This is a genomic window from Campylobacter volucris, from assembly GCF_008011665.1.
Taxonomy (GTDB): Bacteria; Campylobacterota; Campylobacteria; order Campylobacterales; family Campylobacteraceae; genus Campylobacter_D; species Campylobacter_D volucris_A.
The window spans coordinates 16,348-34,489 of record NZ_VOWJ01000002.1 but is presented as its reverse complement, the minus strand read 5'-3'; the positions used below and the strand labels follow the sequence as shown (position 1 = coordinate 34,489).

At 28.9% G+C, this 18,142-nt stretch carries 20 protein-coding genes and 1 tRNA gene; 8 read left to right on the top strand and 13 right to left on the bottom strand.

Features of this window, described 5'->3' with window-relative positions; all coding sequences use genetic code 11:
- Positions 1–32 precede the first annotated feature (32 nt).
- The gene (locus FPD38_RS00235) at positions 33–734 is read right to left on the bottom strand and encodes a Bax inhibitor-1/YccA family protein (protein WP_147554821.1); all 702 of its coding nucleotides are present in this window, start codon (positions 732–734) and stop codon (positions 33–35) included.
- Positions 735–897: 163 nt separating this feature from the next.
- Between FPD38_RS00235 and FPD38_RS00230 the strand changes: the two genes are divergently transcribed.
- Complete coding sequence (locus FPD38_RS00230) at positions 898–1,533, top strand: carbonic anhydrase (protein WP_147554820.1); 636 nt, start codon at positions 898–900, stop codon at positions 1,531–1,533.
- Positions 1,530–3,380: a mechanosensitive ion channel family protein gene (locus FPD38_RS00225; RefSeq protein ID WP_147554819.1), complete on the top strand. Its 1,851-nt coding sequence runs from the start codon at positions 1,530–1,532 to the stop codon at positions 3,378–3,380. The genes FPD38_RS00230 and FPD38_RS00225 overlap by 4 nt, the downstream gene beginning before the upstream one ends.
- Positions 3,381–3,405: 25 nt before the next feature.
- Here FPD38_RS00225 and FPD38_RS00220 read toward each other — a convergent pair whose 3' ends face one another.
- The 4 genes from FPD38_RS00220 to dnaG all read right to left on the bottom strand — a co-directional run bounded on the left by FPD38_RS00220 (position 3,406) and on the right by dnaG (position 7,137).
- A complete protein-coding gene (locus FPD38_RS00220) occupies positions 3,406–3,702 on the bottom strand; it encodes a hypothetical protein (protein WP_147554818.1) in 297 nt (98 codons plus the stop codon).
- Positions 3,703–3,742: 40 nt separating this feature from the next.
- Positions 3,743–4,093 (bottom strand): hypothetical protein, encoded by a 351-nt coding sequence (locus FPD38_RS00215; protein ID WP_187153061.1) that lies wholly within the window; start codon positions 4,091–4,093, stop codon positions 3,743–3,745.
- Positions 4,094–4,305: 212 nt separating this feature from the next.
- Complete coding sequence (locus FPD38_RS00210; protein WP_147554817.1) at positions 4,306–5,289, bottom strand: MnmA/TRMU family protein; 984 nt, start codon at positions 5,287–5,289, stop codon at positions 4,306–4,308.
- Positions 5,290–5,349: 60 nt separating this feature from the next.
- Positions 5,350–7,137 carry a DNA primase gene (dnaG, locus tag FPD38_RS00205; RefSeq protein WP_147554816.1) on the bottom strand — a complete coding sequence of 596 codons (1,788 nt, stop codon included), beginning with the start codon at positions 7,135–7,137 and terminating at the stop codon, positions 5,350–5,352.
- 75 nt (positions 7,138–7,212) lie between these two features.
- On the opposite strand from dnaG, the gene FPD38_RS00200 reads away from it, so the two are divergent.
- The 6 genes from FPD38_RS00200 to FPD38_RS00175 are packed head-to-tail and all read left to right on the top strand — an operon-like array spanning position 7,213 to position 12,102.
- A complete protein-coding gene (locus FPD38_RS00200) occupies positions 7,213–8,175 on the top strand; it encodes a hypothetical protein (RefSeq protein ID WP_147554815.1) in 963 nt (320 codons plus the stop codon).
- Positions 8,172–8,612 (top strand): ribonuclease HI, encoded by a 441-nt coding sequence (gene rnhA / locus FPD38_RS00195; RefSeq protein ID WP_147554814.1) that lies wholly within the window; start codon positions 8,172–8,174, stop codon positions 8,610–8,612. Before FPD38_RS00200 ends, rnhA begins: the two co-directional genes overlap by 4 nt.
- On the top strand, positions 8,605–9,273 hold the full coding sequence (gene rnc / locus FPD38_RS00190) for a ribonuclease III (RefSeq protein WP_147554813.1): 669 nt from the start codon (positions 8,605–8,607) through the stop codon (positions 9,271–9,273). Before rnhA ends, rnc begins: the two co-directional genes overlap by 8 nt.
- Entirely contained in the window at positions 9,270–10,361 is a 1,092-nt protein-coding gene (aroC, locus tag FPD38_RS00185) for a chorismate synthase (protein WP_147554812.1), read from the top strand. The genes rnc and aroC overlap by 4 nt, the downstream gene beginning before the upstream one ends.
- Before the next feature lie 47 nt (positions 10,362–10,408).
- Positions 10,409–11,452 carry a Cj0069 family protein gene (locus tag FPD38_RS00180; RefSeq protein ID WP_147554811.1) on the top strand — a complete coding sequence of 348 codons (1,044 nt, stop codon included), beginning with the start codon at positions 10,409–10,411 and terminating at the stop codon, positions 11,450–11,452.
- Between the two features lie 29 nt (positions 11,453–11,481).
- The gene (locus FPD38_RS00175) at positions 11,482–12,102 is read left to right on the top strand and encodes a trimeric intracellular cation channel family protein (RefSeq protein ID WP_147554810.1); all 621 of its coding nucleotides are present in this window, start codon (positions 11,482–11,484) and stop codon (positions 12,100–12,102) included.
- Positions 12,103–12,394: 292 nt separating this feature from the next.
- Here FPD38_RS00175 and FPD38_RS00170 read toward each other — a convergent pair.
- The 8 genes from FPD38_RS00170 to FPD38_RS00135 all read right to left on the bottom strand — a co-directional run bounded on the left by FPD38_RS00170 (position 12,395) and on the right by FPD38_RS00135 (position 18,091).
- Positions 12,395–12,469 (bottom strand) — tRNA-Glu (locus FPD38_RS00170).
- Positions 12,470–12,591: 122 nt separating this feature from the next.
- On the bottom strand, positions 12,592–12,795 hold the full coding sequence (locus FPD38_RS00165) for a Na+/H+ antiporter NhaA (RefSeq protein ID WP_147554809.1): 204 nt from the start codon (positions 12,793–12,795) through the stop codon (positions 12,592–12,594).
- Complete coding sequence (locus FPD38_RS00160) at positions 12,779–13,087, bottom strand: Na+/H+ antiporter NhaA (RefSeq protein ID WP_187153060.1); 309 nt, start codon at positions 13,085–13,087, stop codon at positions 12,779–12,781. The genes FPD38_RS00165 and FPD38_RS00160 overlap by 17 nt, the downstream gene beginning before the upstream one ends.
- A gap of 50 nt (positions 13,088–13,137) precedes the next feature.
- Positions 13,138–14,301 carry a Na+/H+ antiporter NhaA gene (nhaA, locus tag FPD38_RS00155; RefSeq protein ID WP_147554807.1) on the bottom strand — a complete coding sequence of 388 codons (1,164 nt, stop codon included), beginning with the start codon at positions 14,299–14,301 and terminating at the stop codon, positions 13,138–13,140.
- Between the two features lie 83 nt (positions 14,302–14,384).
- A complete protein-coding gene (locus FPD38_RS00150) occupies positions 14,385–15,356 on the bottom strand; it encodes an iron-sulfur cluster assembly scaffold protein (protein WP_147554806.1) in 972 nt (323 codons plus the stop codon).
- A gap of 10 nt (positions 15,357–15,366) precedes the next feature.
- Positions 15,367–16,545, bottom strand: a complete 1,179-nt coding sequence (locus FPD38_RS00145; protein WP_147554805.1) for a NifS family cysteine desulfurase — start codon at positions 16,543–16,545, stop codon at positions 15,367–15,369.
- A gap of 130 nt (positions 16,546–16,675) precedes the next feature.
- Positions 16,676–17,833, bottom strand: a complete 1,158-nt coding sequence (locus FPD38_RS00140; RefSeq protein WP_147554804.1) for a Cj0814-related protein — start codon at positions 17,831–17,833, stop codon at positions 16,676–16,678.
- Between the two features lie 78 nt (positions 17,834–17,911).
- Complete coding sequence (locus FPD38_RS00135) at positions 17,912–18,091, bottom strand: putative motility protein (RefSeq protein WP_147554803.1); 180 nt, start codon at positions 18,089–18,091, stop codon at positions 17,912–17,914.
- Between the last annotated feature and the right edge of the window lie 51 nt (positions 18,092–18,142).

Sequence of the window (18,142 nt, the reverse complement as noted above, 5' to 3'; positions counted from 1 at the left end):
AAATAAATTTGCGAGAAAAAATCTCGCAAATTTTATCTATTATTGAAGCTTCTTAGAATATTAAGAAGAGAAATAAAAAGATTAACAAAATCAAGATAAAGAGCAACAGCACCTTCTATAGGTGTCTCATAATTTCCTCTTATGATATTTTGTGTATCATAAAGAATATAAAATGAAAATAATATTGCCCCAATTCCTGATATAGCTAAGCTTAAAAGTGAGCTCTGAAAAAATAGATTGATTAAAGAAGCTACTACAATTACTATTAAGGCTACAAATAGCATTTTACCCATCATAGTAAAGTCTTTTTTTGTATTCATTGCAAATACGCTTAGTGCTCCAAAAGCCACTGTCGTTAAAGCAAAAGCTTGAGCTATAATATCAGCCCCACTTGGCATTGCTAATACTGAATATAAAAGAGGTGTTAGAGTAAGCCCAGAACAAAATGTAAATCCAAAAAGTAATATAAGATTTAAAGGAGCTTCTCTTTTTTTCCATTGCAATGCAAACAATAAACCAATTTCAACAATAAATAAAATCCAAAAAGTTGCTTGAGATTGTGCAAAAAGATGAGCTAATGCGTAAATTCCTACATATGCTCCAGCTGTAGCAGCTAATAATGAAGCAGCAAAAAGCTGATAAGTTTGTTTTATAAAAATACCCAAATCACTTCTAGTGTAATTTTCAAATTCTTGGGTTTTAGAGTTTGAATAATCTCTGTCATAAAGACTCATTAATTTCCTCCAAATTTAAGTTTTGAGATTCTAAATTTACAAAAAAAAGATAAATAAAAGATTAAAATCTTACAAAAATATAACAAAAAATAAATTTATCTATTTATAAACAAAATAGGAATATTTAGTATAATTTTACAATGATATTTTGTAAAGGAAATTTTTGAAAAATTTGATTAATGGTGCTTTAAAATTTATGCAAGAAGATTTTAAAGAACATGCTCAGTTATTTGAAAGTTTAAAAAATAAACAAAATCCACATACTCTTTTTATTGGTTGTGCTGATTCTAGGGTTATACCAAATTTGATTACAAATACAGGTCCAGGAGAGCTTTTTGTAATTAGAAATATTGGAAATATAGTCCCTCCATATAGAGTAGGGGATGATTTTTTAGCAACAACTTCTGCTATAGAATATGCTTTTAATTCTTTGCATATTAAAAATATTATAGTTTGTGGCCATAGCAATTGTGGAGGGTGTGCAGCTTTATATGCTAGCGAAGAAGAATTAAAAAAAATTCCAAATGTTAAAAAATGGCTCACTTTGCTTGAGCCTATAAAAGAAGATGTTGGTAAAATAGCTAAAAAAGATCAAGCTATGAGAGCTTGGATGACTGAAAAAATGAATTTAGTTAATTCTTTGCAAAATTTACTTACTTATCCTGGTGTAGAAGAAGCTTTAAATAACAATGAAATCGAGCTTCATGCTTGGTACTATATCATTGAAACAGGTGAAATTTATGAATATAGTTTTAAATCAGAAAATTTTACATTAATACAAGAAAGGACTGGAAAATGAAAAGAATTTTTATTGCTGTTTTGTTTATCTTTTTAGTAGGTGCTTCATATGCAGAAGATAAACATACTTTTAAAGATAAAAATAGTATTTTTGCTTTAGTTCAAAATTATATAGAGCTAAATTTGATGTTGGAAAGTTTTAAAAATGGTGATTCTAATATTAGTGAATTTAAGGATAATGTTCAAGAGATAGAAAAACAAAAACAAAACATCCTTACTAAAATTCCACTAAGAATGGTGTCTCAAAAGATTGATGATAAAGAAGTAAATGAATTTTTAAGTATGAAACAAAAACTTGAGCACGAAATCAAAATCGCAGAAGTTAAAAAAAGATATTATGAATATGTTGATAAAAAAATTAAACTATTAACCTTGATATCAGGGGAGCATTTCTATCATTCTATTTTTGCACTTGAAGCAATTTTTATACAAGGAGCGCAAAGTGATAAAATTAGAAGTGTGATTGATAAAAGTATTGATTCTTTAAAAGAAGATGTGTCTTTTGATTTTTCCCTAGATAAAGAAAAAATTGTTGATATAGAACAACTTAAAGCTTTAGAATCGAGCGAAAACAATCTAAAAAATATTCTAAAATCTTATAATGAGATATTAGTATATTTAAGAAATAACGCTAGTTTATTAGAAACTAATTTTTTATTTAATGAATTGGGATTACAAAAAGCAATTAATTATATCAATGAACAAACATCTGTAGAAAGTGTAAATCTTGGTAAAATTGTTATTTCTATAGCCGTGATAGCATTTTTTTATTCTTTAAAATTTTATCTTGCAAAAATTTTATATTTTTTCTTAATTAGATTGTTTGGTAAAAATTCGGATAATATTGACATAAAAACACATTTTTTAGAAAAACTACAAGGACCTGTTGGATGGTTTTTGTTTATATATGCTTTAGGAATTTGTTTCACTATTATTTATTATCCAGCTCCTGTAGATATTAGAATTAGTAATGTTTTATATATTGTTTATGCAGTTTTAACAGCATGGCTTGCAATTAATATCTTTGATAGCTATGGTATGGTTGTGGTTGCAAAATTAGCAGAAAAAAGTGGTAAGAGAGAAGTTGTAAATTTAATCATTAAAATTTTATATTTTATTATTATTATTATAGCTGTATTGTTTATTTTGGCTCATTTAGGGTTTAATATATCTGCATTAATTGCTTCTTTGGGTATAGGTGGTTTAGCAGTTGCTTTGGCCACAAAAGACATCATTGCAAATTTCTTTGCATCAGTGTTGTTGCTTTTTGACGATAGTTTTAATCAAGGCGATTGGGTCGAAATTTCTGGTGTAGAAGGAACTATAGTAGAGGTAGGTCTTAGAAAGACTACGATTAGAACTTTTGATAATTCTTTGGTATTTTTACCAAATTCTACCATTATGGGAACTAATATTAAAAATTGGAGTAAAAGAAAAATTGGTAGGCATGTAAAAATGTTTATTGGTGTTACTTATGATGCAAAACCCGAACAATTAGAAAAATGTGTTGAGGATATAAAAGAATTACTAGCGAATAGTCCTTTGATAGCTCAAGTAGATGATAGTGCTTTGAAAAAAGGTGGAAGTCGTGCTAAATATAGACAAAATTTAGTTTCTGTTAATGATTTAGAAGGTTACAAAAATGCTGCATATGTGAGTGTCTATGGTTTTGGTGCAAGTTCTATAGATATAGAAGTTTATTTTTATACTAAAGCAGTAGATGCTAGAGGTTTTAGAGAAGCAAGACAGGCTATTTTACTAGAATTTATGAAGATTGTAGAAAAAAATAACCTTAGCTTTGCTTTTCCATCACAAAGTCTATATATAGAAAAAATTAATAAAGAATAGTTTTTAAGAGCTTTTTAGTAAGCTCTTATTTGCATTCAACTAAAATATCTTTAGCTAAGATGATACTACCATTTTTTTGCCCATTAATTTTTACTATACTTCCTCTTTTTAAATCTTGAATATTGCCTTGTTTTTTGTTATTTCCAAATATTCCACAGCTATAAATACTGATTGTTGTTTGAGGGAGTATGGTTATGATGAGATTGTTATCAAAATTAGTTTGCAAGCTAAGAGTATTTTGAGTGGTATTTTTTAAAATACCTTGTACTTTATAAGCAAAGACAAAATTAGTAAAAAATAATAAAATAAAGAAAATTTTCATAAAATAACCCCTTTTTTGGAGTTATTTTACATCAAAAATCTTAGTAAGCTCTTTTTTTACAATCTATTTTGATTTCTTTAACTGTAATATTTTGCGTTTGATCTAAGGGTTGTTGAGTATTTGAATGGAAAGGTTCAGCTTCTATAAAGTTGCCCACTTTTAAGTCAGCAAAAGTTCCAGTTTTATCCATACCAAAAATTCCACAATCATCCATATCTATTTCTGTATTTGGCAATACTTTCATGTTTATTTTTTGGCCATAAGTGGTATCTACTACAATTGTTTTTGTGTTGTCATTAATATCAATTATTGTTCCATATATTCCATCTGATGCACAAGCAAAACTTGAAAAACCTAACACTGCTAAAAAAGTAATCATCTTCTTTTTCATTTTTTCTCCTTTTAAATTGTCGATAAAATTATATAATCTTTTAAGTAAAACAAGAGTGGTTTTAATTTAATTTTTCAGTTATTGTTTAAAATTTTTCTAGCAAAAATTACTTATTATAAAGTTCAAATATTTTTAGCTAAAGCAAGTTAAGTCATTTTGCAAATTTTAATATATTAATGAAAATACAAAGGTATTTTAATACCTTTGTAGAGCTAGTTGATGAAAAATTCTTGAATTTTATCTTTACTTTCAAAAGCTAAGCTTTGGAAAATTTTATCTTTAAAGCCTATATTATAAGGAGTATTTGGGCTAGTTTTAGCATAGGTTAGTGCTATACTAAGAGCTAAATTTAAATCCTCATCATTTATATTTTCATCCACTAAAGAATAAGCTCCTACTAAATCAAAAAGTTTTAATTCTTCGTATTTTTGAGTTTTTAATTCTTTTAAAAATTGATTTTCTAATTCATTTCTTCCAATAATCATTTTAGAGCCATTTGGAAGTCTTAAATGGCGACCATATTTTAAAAGTTGAGCATCATTTACTTGCATATTTTTATCAAATTTTATGAAATCTTTAATTTTATTAGCAAAGCTTTCAAGTGTAAGCAAGCAGCCACCACCAGGGCTTTCGAAATCTTCAAATCCAAATTTGGCAGCTAGTTCAAGTTGTCTTTTTCTGCTGCGTCCGCTGATATTTTCTAGTTTTTGCCTATCAACCCAACCCTCACGCTCAGGTTTGGTTAAAGGTAAATTTTTAGCACACATAGGACGCAATATAAGATCTTCTTCATCAAGTGCTAGTTTTTTAACCTTTGCCATAGCATCATTTCTTTGACTCATAGGGCGTTGGCCTAAAACTTCTCCAGTGATGATAAAATCAGCATTTTCATCTTTTAACATAGAAAGAGCAGTTTTAAACATAAAAGCATGACAATCTATGCAAGGATTAAAATGTTTCCCATATCCATATTGTGGATTAAACAAAACTTCTTGTAAATAAGCATTTCTTACATCTATCATTTCAAAGCTGGCTCCTGCCATAGCAGCGCGTTTAGCCATGATCTCGCTTTTATCGCTTGTTCCACCAAATCCTATGTTGATATTTAGAGCTTTAACCTCTATGCCTTGAGAAGTAATGAGTTTTATAGCAAGCATAGAATCAAGCCCACCACTAAAAAGTGCTAGTGCTTTCATTTTTTCCTTTCATTTTTTTTCATAATTTTATTGAAAGATTTTTAATTTATTTTCTAAAATTTAAAAAGTTTCATCATAATGAACATAAAACTCTTGTTTGTTTTTGATATTTCTTTGCAAATTTATAAAAAAAAGTTCTAATTCATCGTCTTTTAATGTTTGTATAGTTTTTAAAATTTCATTTAAGTGAGAAAGAAAAATTTCTTCATTTTGATAGATTTTTTTGATTTTTTCTAAATTTTGGTTGAGCAAATTAAAAATTTGTTTTTTTAAAGCTTGAGTAAAATCAAGATTTTTTAATCTATTAAAAAAAGCTAAATTTATTTTACAAATTGCATATAAAAATTCTTCCAAATTAGCCAAATCTTTGATATTTTTATACTCATAAAGTTCTCTTATACTTGCATTTTCAAAATTTTGATGGGTTAAAATAGCTTGTATGATATCTTGGTGTAAAAAATATTCTTGCGAACTTATAGCATTAAAAATAGATATAGAATTTGGATTTTCATGTAAAAATTTTAACAATTCTAATTCGCTTATATTGTTGGTAAAATTTTGCTTTTGTGGGCGTAATTTTAAAAAAGTATTCTGAGTTTTTGTATTTTTGCTAAGTTTAATGTCTTGATGATTTACTCCAAGTAAATTTGCAACCAAATTAACATATGAATTTGCTATTAAAGATTCTAGCGAAAAAGTGTATTTTTGCACTTCTTCTAAGGCTTGTTGTTTATTTAATGCCGAATTTAAATCAAAATGAGTGATTAAATTTCTTATATAAAATTCGCCTAGTTCTATGCCTTTTTCTAGTATAGAAAATAAAAGCTTTTCTTGATGTGTTGCTACAAGTTCTGCAGGGTCTTTACCTCCTTCGATCAAGACAACTTTACCATCAATTTTTGCTAAGCTTAGCAAATGAGCTGATCTAAGAGCAGCATTTAATCCTGCATTATCATTATCAAAACATAAAATCACTCTAGCTTGTAATCTTTTAATCAAAGGAATATGATTTTCCCCCAAAGCTGTGCCTAAAACTGCTACAGAATTGGTAAAACCAGCTTTATGTAAAGCTATAGCATCCATATAACCTTCGCAAATTATCATCTCTTTTTGTTTGTAAATTTCATCTTTTGCTAAATGCAATGCGTAAAAAATTCTTGATTTGTCAAATAATTTACTTTGAGGAGAATTGACATATTTAGCCATATTGCTTTCATCTAAGGTTCTACCTCCAAAGCCTACGAGTAAATTTTTATGATCATAAATGCTAAAAGTGATGCGATTAATAAAGCTTGCATAAATTCCACTTTCATTTTGCTTTATAGCTCCAGCTTCTAAGGCTTCTTGGATATTAATTTGTTCATTTTGTAATAATCTTAAAGTTTCATTTGAACTAGGAGCATAGCCTAACTCAAATTTTCTAATATCTTCATCATTTAAGCCTCTTTTGTAAAGATAAGCTAAGGCTTCTTTGTTTTTACTTAGATTTTGTTTATAAAAGGCATTCAAACTAGGCAATATATGCATAATAGATTTTTTATTATCTTGTTTTTGCGAAGTATAAGTGAGTGAAAAATTACTCCATGAAGCGACTTTTTCGACTGCTTCAACAAAGTTTAATTTTTCATAATCCATTACAAATTTAAAGACATTTCCCCCAGCTTTGCAAGCAAAGCAATGATAAAAACCTTTAATAGGGTTAATATGCATACTTGGATTTTTATCATCATGAAAAGGACATACGCATACATAGCCTGAACCTTGTTTTTTTACTTCTACATAATGGGCTATGATATCAACAATGTCTGTTTTTTGTAAAAGTTGCTCTATACTAGTTTGTTCTATCATTTTTAAACCTTAAAGAAAATTATATAAGCATTTAGCTATAATTGTTATAAATTTATGAATTTAAGTTGAGATTAGATGGATTTTTTCTTTGTAGAATATAGAGATCCTTTGTTTGGACTAATTGTTTTAACTGCTTTGGTTTTATGTGTGGCTAGTTCGCATTATATATGGCGTATGTTTGCTAGCAAAGATCAAAAAAATAAACTAGATCGTTTTGTCAAAAAATTTGAAATTAACTCAACTCATCAGAAACTTTTAAAAAATGCAAATTTAAGCATAGAAAATTTAAATTTTTTAGCCCAAATTTTTACTAAAAGCGGAGAATTTGAAAAAGCAGTAGGTATATATTTGATTGCCTTGCAAAAATCTAATGACGCAAATCAAAAAGAATATATCTTTTTTTCTTTAGCTAGTGTGTATTTAAAAGCAGGATTTTTAGAAAGAAGTATAGAAGCTTTAATTAATGCTTTAAAAATTAAATCACGCAACAAAGAAAGCTTAAAACTTTTAAAAATAGTTTATTTGAAATTAAAAGATTATGATAGAGTTTTAGAAGTTTTAGAGTGTTTGTTTGAGCTTGGAGAAAATATTTATACTGAAAAAGCTTTAATCAAGGCTTTAAAAATTCAAGCAAGTGCTAAAAGCGAAGATGAAAAAAAACAAGAAATTTTAGCTCTTTCAAAAGATAATGAAAGTGTTTTAAGGCTTTGTTTTGCTTATTATAAAGATGATATGCAAATAATGCCTAGCTTTGAAAATATCATTGATTTGCTTGATAATTTTACGCAAGCTTTTAATATCAAAGATTTAAAATATCATGAATTTTTTTATGCTAAAGGTATTGAAAAAACAGCTATTAGATTGACTAATGAAAAATTTAAAATTTTAAAAATTTTAAATGATAATGATATAAAAGCTCGACTTTTTTTTACTTATGTTTGTAATAATTGCAAAAACCAACACCCGTTGTTTTTTTATCATTGTCCAATATGTTATGAATTTAACACATGCAAGATTTATTATGAGGTTAGAACTTGAAAAGCATTGAAATTTATACCGATGGCTCATGTTTGAATAATCCTGGTTTTGGTGGATGGGCTTATGTATTAAGCTATAAAAATCATATGAAAGAGCATAGTGGTGCTTGTGAAAATACAACTAATAATCGTATGGAATTAATGGCTATTATCAAAGCTTTAGAAGCTTTAAAAGAACCTTGTGAGATAAAATTATACACTGATTCTAATTTAATGGTTCAAAGTATTAATCAATGGCTAAAAGATTGGATAAAAAAAGATTTTAAGGGTAAAAAAAATGTGGATTTATGGAAAGAATATATCAAAGTGGCAAAAAATCATGCTATTTGTGCTATTTGGGTAAAAGCACATAATGGGCATGAGTTTAACGAGCGTTGTGATACATTAGCAAGGCAAGCAGCTTTAAAACTTCAAGAAAAAAGGCTAAATAATGCTTAAAAAACTTCAAGAGTGTTTAAACTATACTTTTAAAGATGAAAAATTATTAATTGAAGCTTTAACTCATAAAAGTTATAAAAAGCCTTATAATAATGAAAGATTAGAATTTTTGGGCGATGCGGTTATGGATTTAGTAGTAGGGGAATTTTTATTTTTTAAATTTCAAAAAGATTCTGAAGGAAATCTTTCTAAATTAAGAGCTGCTTTGGTAAATGAAAAATCTTTTGCACATTTGGCTCAAAAATTAAACCTTGGAGCGTGCGTTTTTATGTCGGCTGCAGAAGAAAACAACGATGGCCGCAATAAACCATCAATACTTTCAGATGCTTTTGAAGCTTTAGTGGGGGCTTTGTATTTAGAGATAGGTTTTGAAAAAACTAAACATATAGCTTTAAAATTATTAGAAGAAGTTTATCCGCATATTGATACACAAAGTTTGTTTAAAGATTATAAAACCAAACTGCAAGAAATCACTCAAGCAGATATGGCAGTAACTCCAGAATATATTGTAATTAGAGCTTTTGGTCCAGATCATAAAAAACAATTTGAAATTGCTGTAAAAATTCAAGGTGCAGAATTTGCAAGAGCAATAGCAGGTAGTAAAAAAGAAGCCCAGCAACAATGTGCAAAAATAGCTTTGGAAAAGCTAGGACAATTATGAATACCTTTGGAACAAAATTTAAATTTACAAGCTTTGGGGAATCACATGGCAGGGCAATAGGATGTGTTATAGATGGTATGCCAGCTGGTGTTAAATTTGATGAAGAGTTTTTACAAAACGAACTTGATAAAAGAAAGCCAGGACAAAATAAATTTTCTACTCCGCGTAAAGAAAATGATAAAGCTCAAATTTTAAGCGGTGTTTTTGAGGGTTATACCACAGGAACTCCTATAGCTATAATGGTTTTTAATGAAAATCAACATTCAAAAGATTATGAAAATTTAAAAGAGCTATTTAGACCTGCTCATGCTGATTATACTTATTTTCATAAATATGGCATTAGAGATTATGCAGGTGGTGGAAGAGCAAGTGCTAGAGAAAGCATAGCTAGAGTTGCAGCAGGAGCTGTAGCACAAATGCTTTTAAAAGAATTTGATATAGAAATTATGAGTGGTGTTTATGGGGTTGGGGAGATTGAGAGTCAGTTAAAAAATGATGAGTTTGATTTTGAATTTGCATCAAAGAGCGAAATTTATGCTTTAGATGTAGATTTAGAGCAAAGCTTTAAAGATGAGATTTTAAAAGCTAAAAAAGCAAAAGATAGCATAGGAGCAAGAGTTTTTACTAAGATTATAAATCCTTTTAAAAATTTAGGAGAACCTTTGTATGATAAGCTTGATTCTAAGCTTGCTCATGCTATTATGAGTATAAATGCAGTTAAAGCTATAGAAATTGGTAGTGGATGCAAAAGTAGTTATATGTTTGGTAGTCAAAATAATGATGAAATCAAAGATGATAAATTTTTAAGCAATCATAGTGGTGGAATTTTAGGGGGAATTTCAAATGGAAATTTTATAGAATTTAAAACATTTTTTAAACCAACACCTTCTATATTTTTGCCACAGCAAACTCAAAATATTAAAGGTGATAATGTCATATGTGAGTTAAAAGGCAGGCATGATCCTTGTGTAGGTATAAGAGGATCTATAGTAGTAACTGCTATGGCTAGAGTTGTCATGGCAGATGCATTGTTGTTAAATGCAAATTCAAATTTGTCTAATTTAAAAAAAATCATCAATGAAGTTTAATGCTTGTTTGGTTATTATTTTGTTATATTTTATAAAAAGGGGTTGATATGAAAAAAAATATTGTTTTTTTTGAAGTTAGAGGAGGAAGCGACAAAGGTGAAGATGGACATAGAAAAGATACTATGCCTATGGTAAATGCTCTAAAAGATCAAGGATGGAATGCTGAGGTGATATTTTTTGAGCTTGAAAAAAAAGATGAAATTTATGAATATGTAAAAAATAATGCCGATGCTTATGTTTCCAGGATTAATCCAGGAAATTTAAAAGAAGAAAATGAATATTTTGACATGCTAAGAAAACTTTGTGATGATGGTGTTATAGGTATGCCTCATCCTGATGCGATGATTGGTTATGGAGCTAAAGACGCTTTGACTAAGCTAAATAAAACTGCTTTAGTACCTGAAGATACTTATGCATACTATGATATTAAAACTTTTAAAGAAAATTTTGTTAAGACTTTGGCAAAAGGTGAGAGAGTTTTAAAGCAAAATCGTGGTTCAACTGGCGAGGGTATTTGGCGTGTAAGATTGATAGATGAGCTACCAGTAGGAGTGACAAGTGTGCCATTAAATGCAAAAATCAAATGCACAGAAGCCAAAGATAATCATACAGAAGAAAGAGAACTTGGCGAATTTATGGATTTTTGTGAGCAATATATAGTTGGCGATAATGGTATGCTTGTAGATATGACTTTTTTACCTCGTATTAAAGAAGGTGAAATTAGAATTTTAATGCTTTATCATACTCCAATTTATGTGGTACATAAAAAACCTGCTGAAGGTGCTGATGCGTTTTCTGCTACACTTTTTTCAGGTGCAAAGTATAGATATGATGAACCAAAAGATTGGCAAGAATTAGTTGATTGGTTTTTAGCAACCTTGCCAGAAATTCGTTCAAAACTTGGAAATTACGATATACCTTTGATTTGGACAGCAGATTTTATTTTAGACACAGATGAAAATGGTAAAGATAAATATGTTTTAGGTGAGATTAATTGCTCTTGTGTAGGATTTACTTCTCCTGCTGAATTTGTTGAGCCTATTGCTAAAAAAGTTGCTCAAAATATCATTAACATCGTAAGTAATAACTAAGCCCTTGTTTTTTCAAGGGTCTTTCCGCCATGCTTTTAACCATACTCTACATTATAGGTATCACCGTTGATGCGATGACTGGAGCTATTGCTGCAGGGCGTCATAAGATGGATCTTTTTGGCGTAATTTTCATAGCTTTGGTAACTGCAATTGGTGGCGGTTCTATAAGGGATATTTTACTTGATCATTATCCTTTAACTTGGGTAAAAACTCCTGAATATGTGATTTTAATTTGCATAGCAGCTATGATTACAACAAAAATTTCAAAATATGTAATTAGACTTGAAAAACTTTTTTTAGTGTTAGATGCTATAGGTTTGGTGGTTTTTAGTGTTTTGGGAGCACAAATTGCAATACAAATGGGATATGGTTTTATAATAGCTGTGAGTGCTGCTGTGATTACTGGAGTTTTTGGAGGGATATTAAGAGATATTTTATGTGCTAGAATTCCTTTGGTTTTTCAAAAAGAAATTTATGCAGGTGTAGCGATTTTAACTGGGGCTTTGTATTATATATTATATATGATAGGTGTTGATGAGTTATGGGTGATTCTTGCTTCGTTGATTGTAGGAACTATAGCAAGACTTTTAGCGATATATTATGGTTTAAGTTTGCCTATATTTTCTTTTAAAGATAGCGAGAATAAATAGAGCAAAAATTTATTTTACAAAATTTAACGGATAAGTTTTATTGTGTATATTATATTTAAGAAAAATACCACTATAAAATATTATAGGTTTCGTGAATAGGCAAAATTGTTTATAATGGTTATTTTAAAACATTTTTGCATTTAACTATATAGATTATTTATAATTTTTACGCAAATCTTTTTGCTGTGAAAATCATTCTGTATGATTGTAGCTTTAGTTGTAAAAATACTATTGATTTTTGGTTATTAAAACTATTCTTTATTTTTATAAAATTATTTAGATGACAAAAAAGTGGTGACCCATACGAGACTCGAACTCGTGTTACCGCCGTGAAAGGGCGATGTCCTAACCGCTAGACGAATGGGCCAAATTTAAATATGCAATTGTATCTGAATTTAATTTAAAAAAAAATTAATTATTTGATAAAACGCACATAAAAATAACTAAACACATCAAAAGCTAGTGAAGCAAGTAAAATTACAAAATTATTTACAAAATAAAATACCTTGCTTCACATGCAATAAAAAGCTGGAGTATAAAATTCATTAGTATAAAAATGACTATGATTAAAATAGCCCATATATCATCAAAAATTGCAAGTGAAATTAAAAATACTTTTAATGAGCTTGGAGTGCGTTGTTTTAACATAGCTAATATCACTAGTGTAAAAGTATTATCAGTAGGTAAGCTCATTTTTTAAAGTATAAGTATCGTTAAAATAGGAGTCGCTATACCAACTTATTAATGGTAATATAATATTGCTAAGAGTTTTAAATTCTCCTTGCGTGAATTCTTTTTTTAATTCAAGTCCAATTGCAAAGAAAAAAATCGCAATCAAACCATCACTTATCCATAGTAATGAAGGTTTAAAAAGCTCCCAATTTCCTATCTTTAAACCTATCTCGACACTAAGAAATTCCATATAGCTATTGCCATATGAACTATTTTTTAATATCAAAGCCAAGATTGTCGCACCTAATAGCAACAATCCTCCTAGAATTTCTATGGATATAAAATTAAAATATCTTTTTATGTTCATGTTTTTGAAGAACGATAAATAATTTTTAAGTAAAGATATCCTATCACCGCGCTTAAAAATGATGCTATTAAGATAGCTAACTTATCAGAATATGCAAAAATATCGCTATTTTGATAAGCTAAACCATCGATAAAAAAGCTCATAGTAAAGCCAATGCCTGTTAGGATACACACTCCATAAAGTTGTTTGAAATTTACATTTTGTGGAAGTTTTGCAAGACCAAACCTGATGCTAATGTAAGAAAATAAAAATACCCCTATTTGTTTTCCAACAAAAAGTCCTAGTATAATCCCTAAACTAACAGAAGAAAACATAAAATTAACATCCATATTTTTTAAATCTACTCCAGCGTTTGCAAAAGCAAAAATAGGAAGTATAAAATAACTTACCCAAGGTGTTAAATCATGTTCTATTTCTTTTAAAAAAGATTTTCCATCTTTAGTGTTTAATGGTATAAATAGTGCAGTGATAACTCCCGCTAAAGTAGCATGAACTCCGCTTTTTAACATGCTAATCCAAAAAATAATAGCTACGATAATATAAAAAGATTTTTTAGTCACATGAAAATGATTTAAGATATAAAGTGCTAACATGCAAATTAAAGCTATAATCATTGCAACTGCTGAAAGCTCACTTGTGTAAAATAATGCTATTATTATAATTGCGCCTAAATCATCAAATATAGCTAAAGAAAGCAAAAATAATTTTAAAGCAATTGGTACTTTTTTTCCTAAAAGCATTAAAATTCCAATTGCAAAAGCTATATCAGTCGCAGTTGGTATAGCCCAACCTTGTAAAGCAAAAGGATCTTTATAATTAAAAAATGCAAAAATTAAAGCAGGGATAATCATCCCCCCTAGTGCTGCAAATATAGGTAAAGTCATAGCTTTTATGCTGTTTAATTGCCCTCTTGTAATTTCATATTTTAATTCAAGTCCAATTGCAAAGAAAAAAATTGCAATCAAACCATCATTTATCCATAATAATAAGGGTTTGAAAATTTCTAAACTTCCAGCTTGAAATCCAAAGGGAATATTTAAAAAATCTGTATATTGATTAGTTAATGAACTATTTTGCAAAATCAGCGCAAGTGCTGTAAAAAATATTAATAAAACTCCAGGAAAAGTTTCGCTTTTGATAAGAGTTTGAAGTCTTTGCATAAAAATAACCTTTTAATATAGATTAAATAAATATTTTATCATAAAAGATTTATTTTTATATAAAAGTTTAAGTAGAAGACTACTTAAACTGGAATTACGCGTATATTTGGACTTAATTCTTCTTGTAGAATATTTTCAATAGCATATAAAGTCGCACCACTTCCACTTGAACAACCACTACAAGCCCCTAGATAGCGGATATATATGTCTATATTTTTATTATCACTTTTTTGGATATCAATTACTTCTAAGTCCCCACCATCGCCATGTAACATAGGACGTACATCATTGTCTAAAATAGCTTCTACGGCTTTTAATTGTCCAACTGTGGTCATTTCGTCGAAAGCAAGATCGCCTTTGCTTTGCTCTTTTAATTTTTCTTTATCCATTTCAGCGCGAGTTTGAGCTAGTATATCCACTAGATAGTATTCTCTTTTTTCATGACCGCCAGGTTTTACACAGGATTTGCAAAAAGCTCCTGCTTTTGTATATTGAGTGATTTCTTCTACGCTTTTTAAGTCATTTAATCTTATAACTTCTTTTATTGTCCCAAGACTTACCCTAGCACATTCACAAACTATAATTTGATCTTCAAAATCTTCAGGATTGATTCCTTTATATTGAGCTGCAGCTTGTTTTATAACATCATAAGCCATAACAGAACAATGCATTTTTTGAGGTGGAACAGCTGGAGTTTCAGGGTTGTCTCTCATTGCAAATTCAACATCTAAATTTGTGATTTTAACAGCCTCATCTACTGTTTTTCCTATGCAGAGTTCAACCATAGTATCACTACTTGCTATGGCTGTTCCACAACCAAAGCTTTTAAATTTGGCATCTATAATTTTATCTGTTTTTTCATCTACAAGCCAATAAAGCCTAACAGCATCACCACAACTTTCAGCTCCAAAATCAGCTACGATTAATTTCGCATTTGTTTTTTTTGCATCTTCTTCTGTGAATTCACCCATATGTTTTGGATTATTCATTCTATCTTGAACTTTATTTGAATATTCATCCCAAATTGATCCGCCAATTAAATTATTTTTTGCCATTTTTTATCCTTTAATTATTTTGTGGCTTATAAGCATAAGTACTTGAAATTTGTCTTAATCTTTGTGTTGCTTTTTTTATTTGATCAGCAGCATAATCGATCTCTTTTTCTGTGTTAAATCTTGATAAAGAAAGTCTTAAAGCAGTATGAGCTAGATCGTTTTCTGCACCAATTGCTTCCATGATAGGGTTGCTTTCAAGTGCCTCGCTAGCACAGGCTGAACCAGTGCTTGCTGCTATGCCATTTTTATTTAAATCCCAAAGCATAGCTTCCCCTTCAACACCTTTTATACTAGCTAAAATAGTATTTGGTACTCTTCTTGATCTATCTCCTACTACGCTAGTATCAGGTATAGTTAAAATTAAATCTTCTAATTTATCTCTTAATTTTCTAATATGAGAATTTTCAAAATCAAGCATACTATTTGCTATTCTTAGCGCTTCTGCCATAGCGACAATATAAGGAACATTCAAAGTTCCACTTCTTCTGCCTCCCATATGTTCTCCACCGTGCAATAAAGGAGTAAGTTTTAAACCTTTTTTTATAAATAATCCTCCAACCCCTTTTGGCCCATGGAATTTATGTGCAGAAAATGAAGCAAAATCAACTCCAGCTTTTGTCAAATTTACTTTTATTTTGCCTACTGCTTGAGTAGCATCTGTGTGAAATAATGCTCCATGTTCGTGAGCAACTTGAGTCATTTCTTCTATAGGGAAAATCATTCCTGTTTCATTATTTGCCCACATTATGCTTACAAGAGCTGTTTTATCTGAAATTGCATTTTTTAAATCCTGCACACTTGAAATTCCTTCGTGATCAACCCCAAGTTCTATAACCTTAACACCTAAATTTTTTAAAAACATAGCTGTTGCAGCTACCGCAGGATGTTCTACACTTGAAATTATGATTTCATTTTTATTTTTGTTTAAAATTTGATCAAAATATATACCTTTTAATACCCAATTTATACTCTCAGTGGCACAGGAAGTGATGATAATATCATCTAAATCATTTGCCCCAAGTCCTTCATAAAGCTTATCCATAGCTTCTTTTAAAGCAGGGTGTGTTGCGCTACCCCATTGATGAAGACTATTTGGATTTCCATAGTTTTCTTCAAAAAAAGGCTTCATAAGCTCGTATGCTTCTGGAGCTAGTTGTGTTGTTGCATTATTGTCTAAATATACTTTCAAAATTTTACTCCTTATAATTAGGATAATTTTTATCTTTTTTTGTAATATACACTAAAATATTAAATTTAACTTTAAACTTTGAGCAAGTTTTTAACTTGTATAAAATATGGTTGATATTTTAACACACAAGTTAAGCCATTGCATTTAAATAAGAGTGTAAAATTTTATTAATATTGGCTTGTCTTTTTCTGTTTTCTAAAAATAGAGTATCTAAAAGTGTTTTTTGGGTGTTTATTTTTTCAAGATCAATATGATCGCTTTTATGATTGAAGTCGCTTTTGAGTTTTTCAAAAGTATTTTGAGTTTGTTCTACATAAAGGCTATATATAGAACTAGAATTTGCAAATTCTTCCATATTAATACTATGTTGATAGTTAATGTATTGTTGAAAAAATACAGAAAGTTTGTCTTCTGAGGTAGTGTTTTTATTTACTCCATTTATATAAAGATATAAATCAAAACTCATTTTTTCCTTATTGTTTTCATCGATATAATCTTTTAGATCTAATTCACCTCTCATTAATTTTTGGAATTTTACATTAGAGGAAAAATCAAGTTCTATAGGAGACATGAAAAAATTTGCTTTTTGTTCATTTTGACTTTTTACATCATTATAAATATAATTAAGCAACAAGCCACTTTTTGTAACCTCACCATTTTTACTTAAATAAGGTTTGATTATAGGATTATTTGAAGTGTTTTCAACGCTAGAATTAAAAGCAAAATCTCCAATTTTATTATCAAGCATTAGGATATTTAAATTTTTATTGGTATCTTTTGCTTCTTGAAGTTCTTTAGAATTTTCATAGACTTTTAAAATTGTTCCATTATAAGTATAACTATATCCTTGATTTAAATTTAAAATAGCACTTCTATTAAGAAAAGAATTATCATTATTTTCAAATTCAGGATTGATAGTTTTTAAAGTATTATGGTATGAATTTAAAAGTTTTGGCAAATCAATCTTGTTGTAATTTAAATTTTCATCCAATTTAATTAGTTGTTTTGAAATTTCTCTAAGACTTTTAATGTTTATATCATAATCAAAAGGAATTTTGGCACTTTTATTTAAGTCTTTTTCGAAAAACCCTTTTTCGTCTATTCTAAAACCAAATTCGCTTGCATAGGTTGTTTTATAATCATCATTAAAATTGTCATTCTTGGATTTTGTAAGATCATTTTGGGTGGTATTACTAGTAGTATCTTTTTTAGATTCTAAATTTTCTAATTTTACAAAAGTAGAATTTGCAAAATTTTGATATGGATTGATATTTGAACTAATAAACATAACTCTTCTCTTTAAAAATATTGCTTAGCTCAATTTAAGCAAAAGCTATGCCAATATTTTTAAATTGAAGAGAAAAAATTAAGCGTAAATGTTAAGTGATCCTGAACTATTAGCAGGAGTAGTAGTTGGAGCAGTGCTTGCATTTACGCCTTCGAGTGCTTGCATTACAGCATTTTCTTTTGCTTCCATAGTTTTTTTCATTACAGTGGTAGCTATATTAAGCATTAAGCTTGCCTGATTGTTGGTAACTTCGCCCATAACTTACTCCTTTTGTTTGGATTCTTAAGTATTATCGGCAAAGTTTTGTTA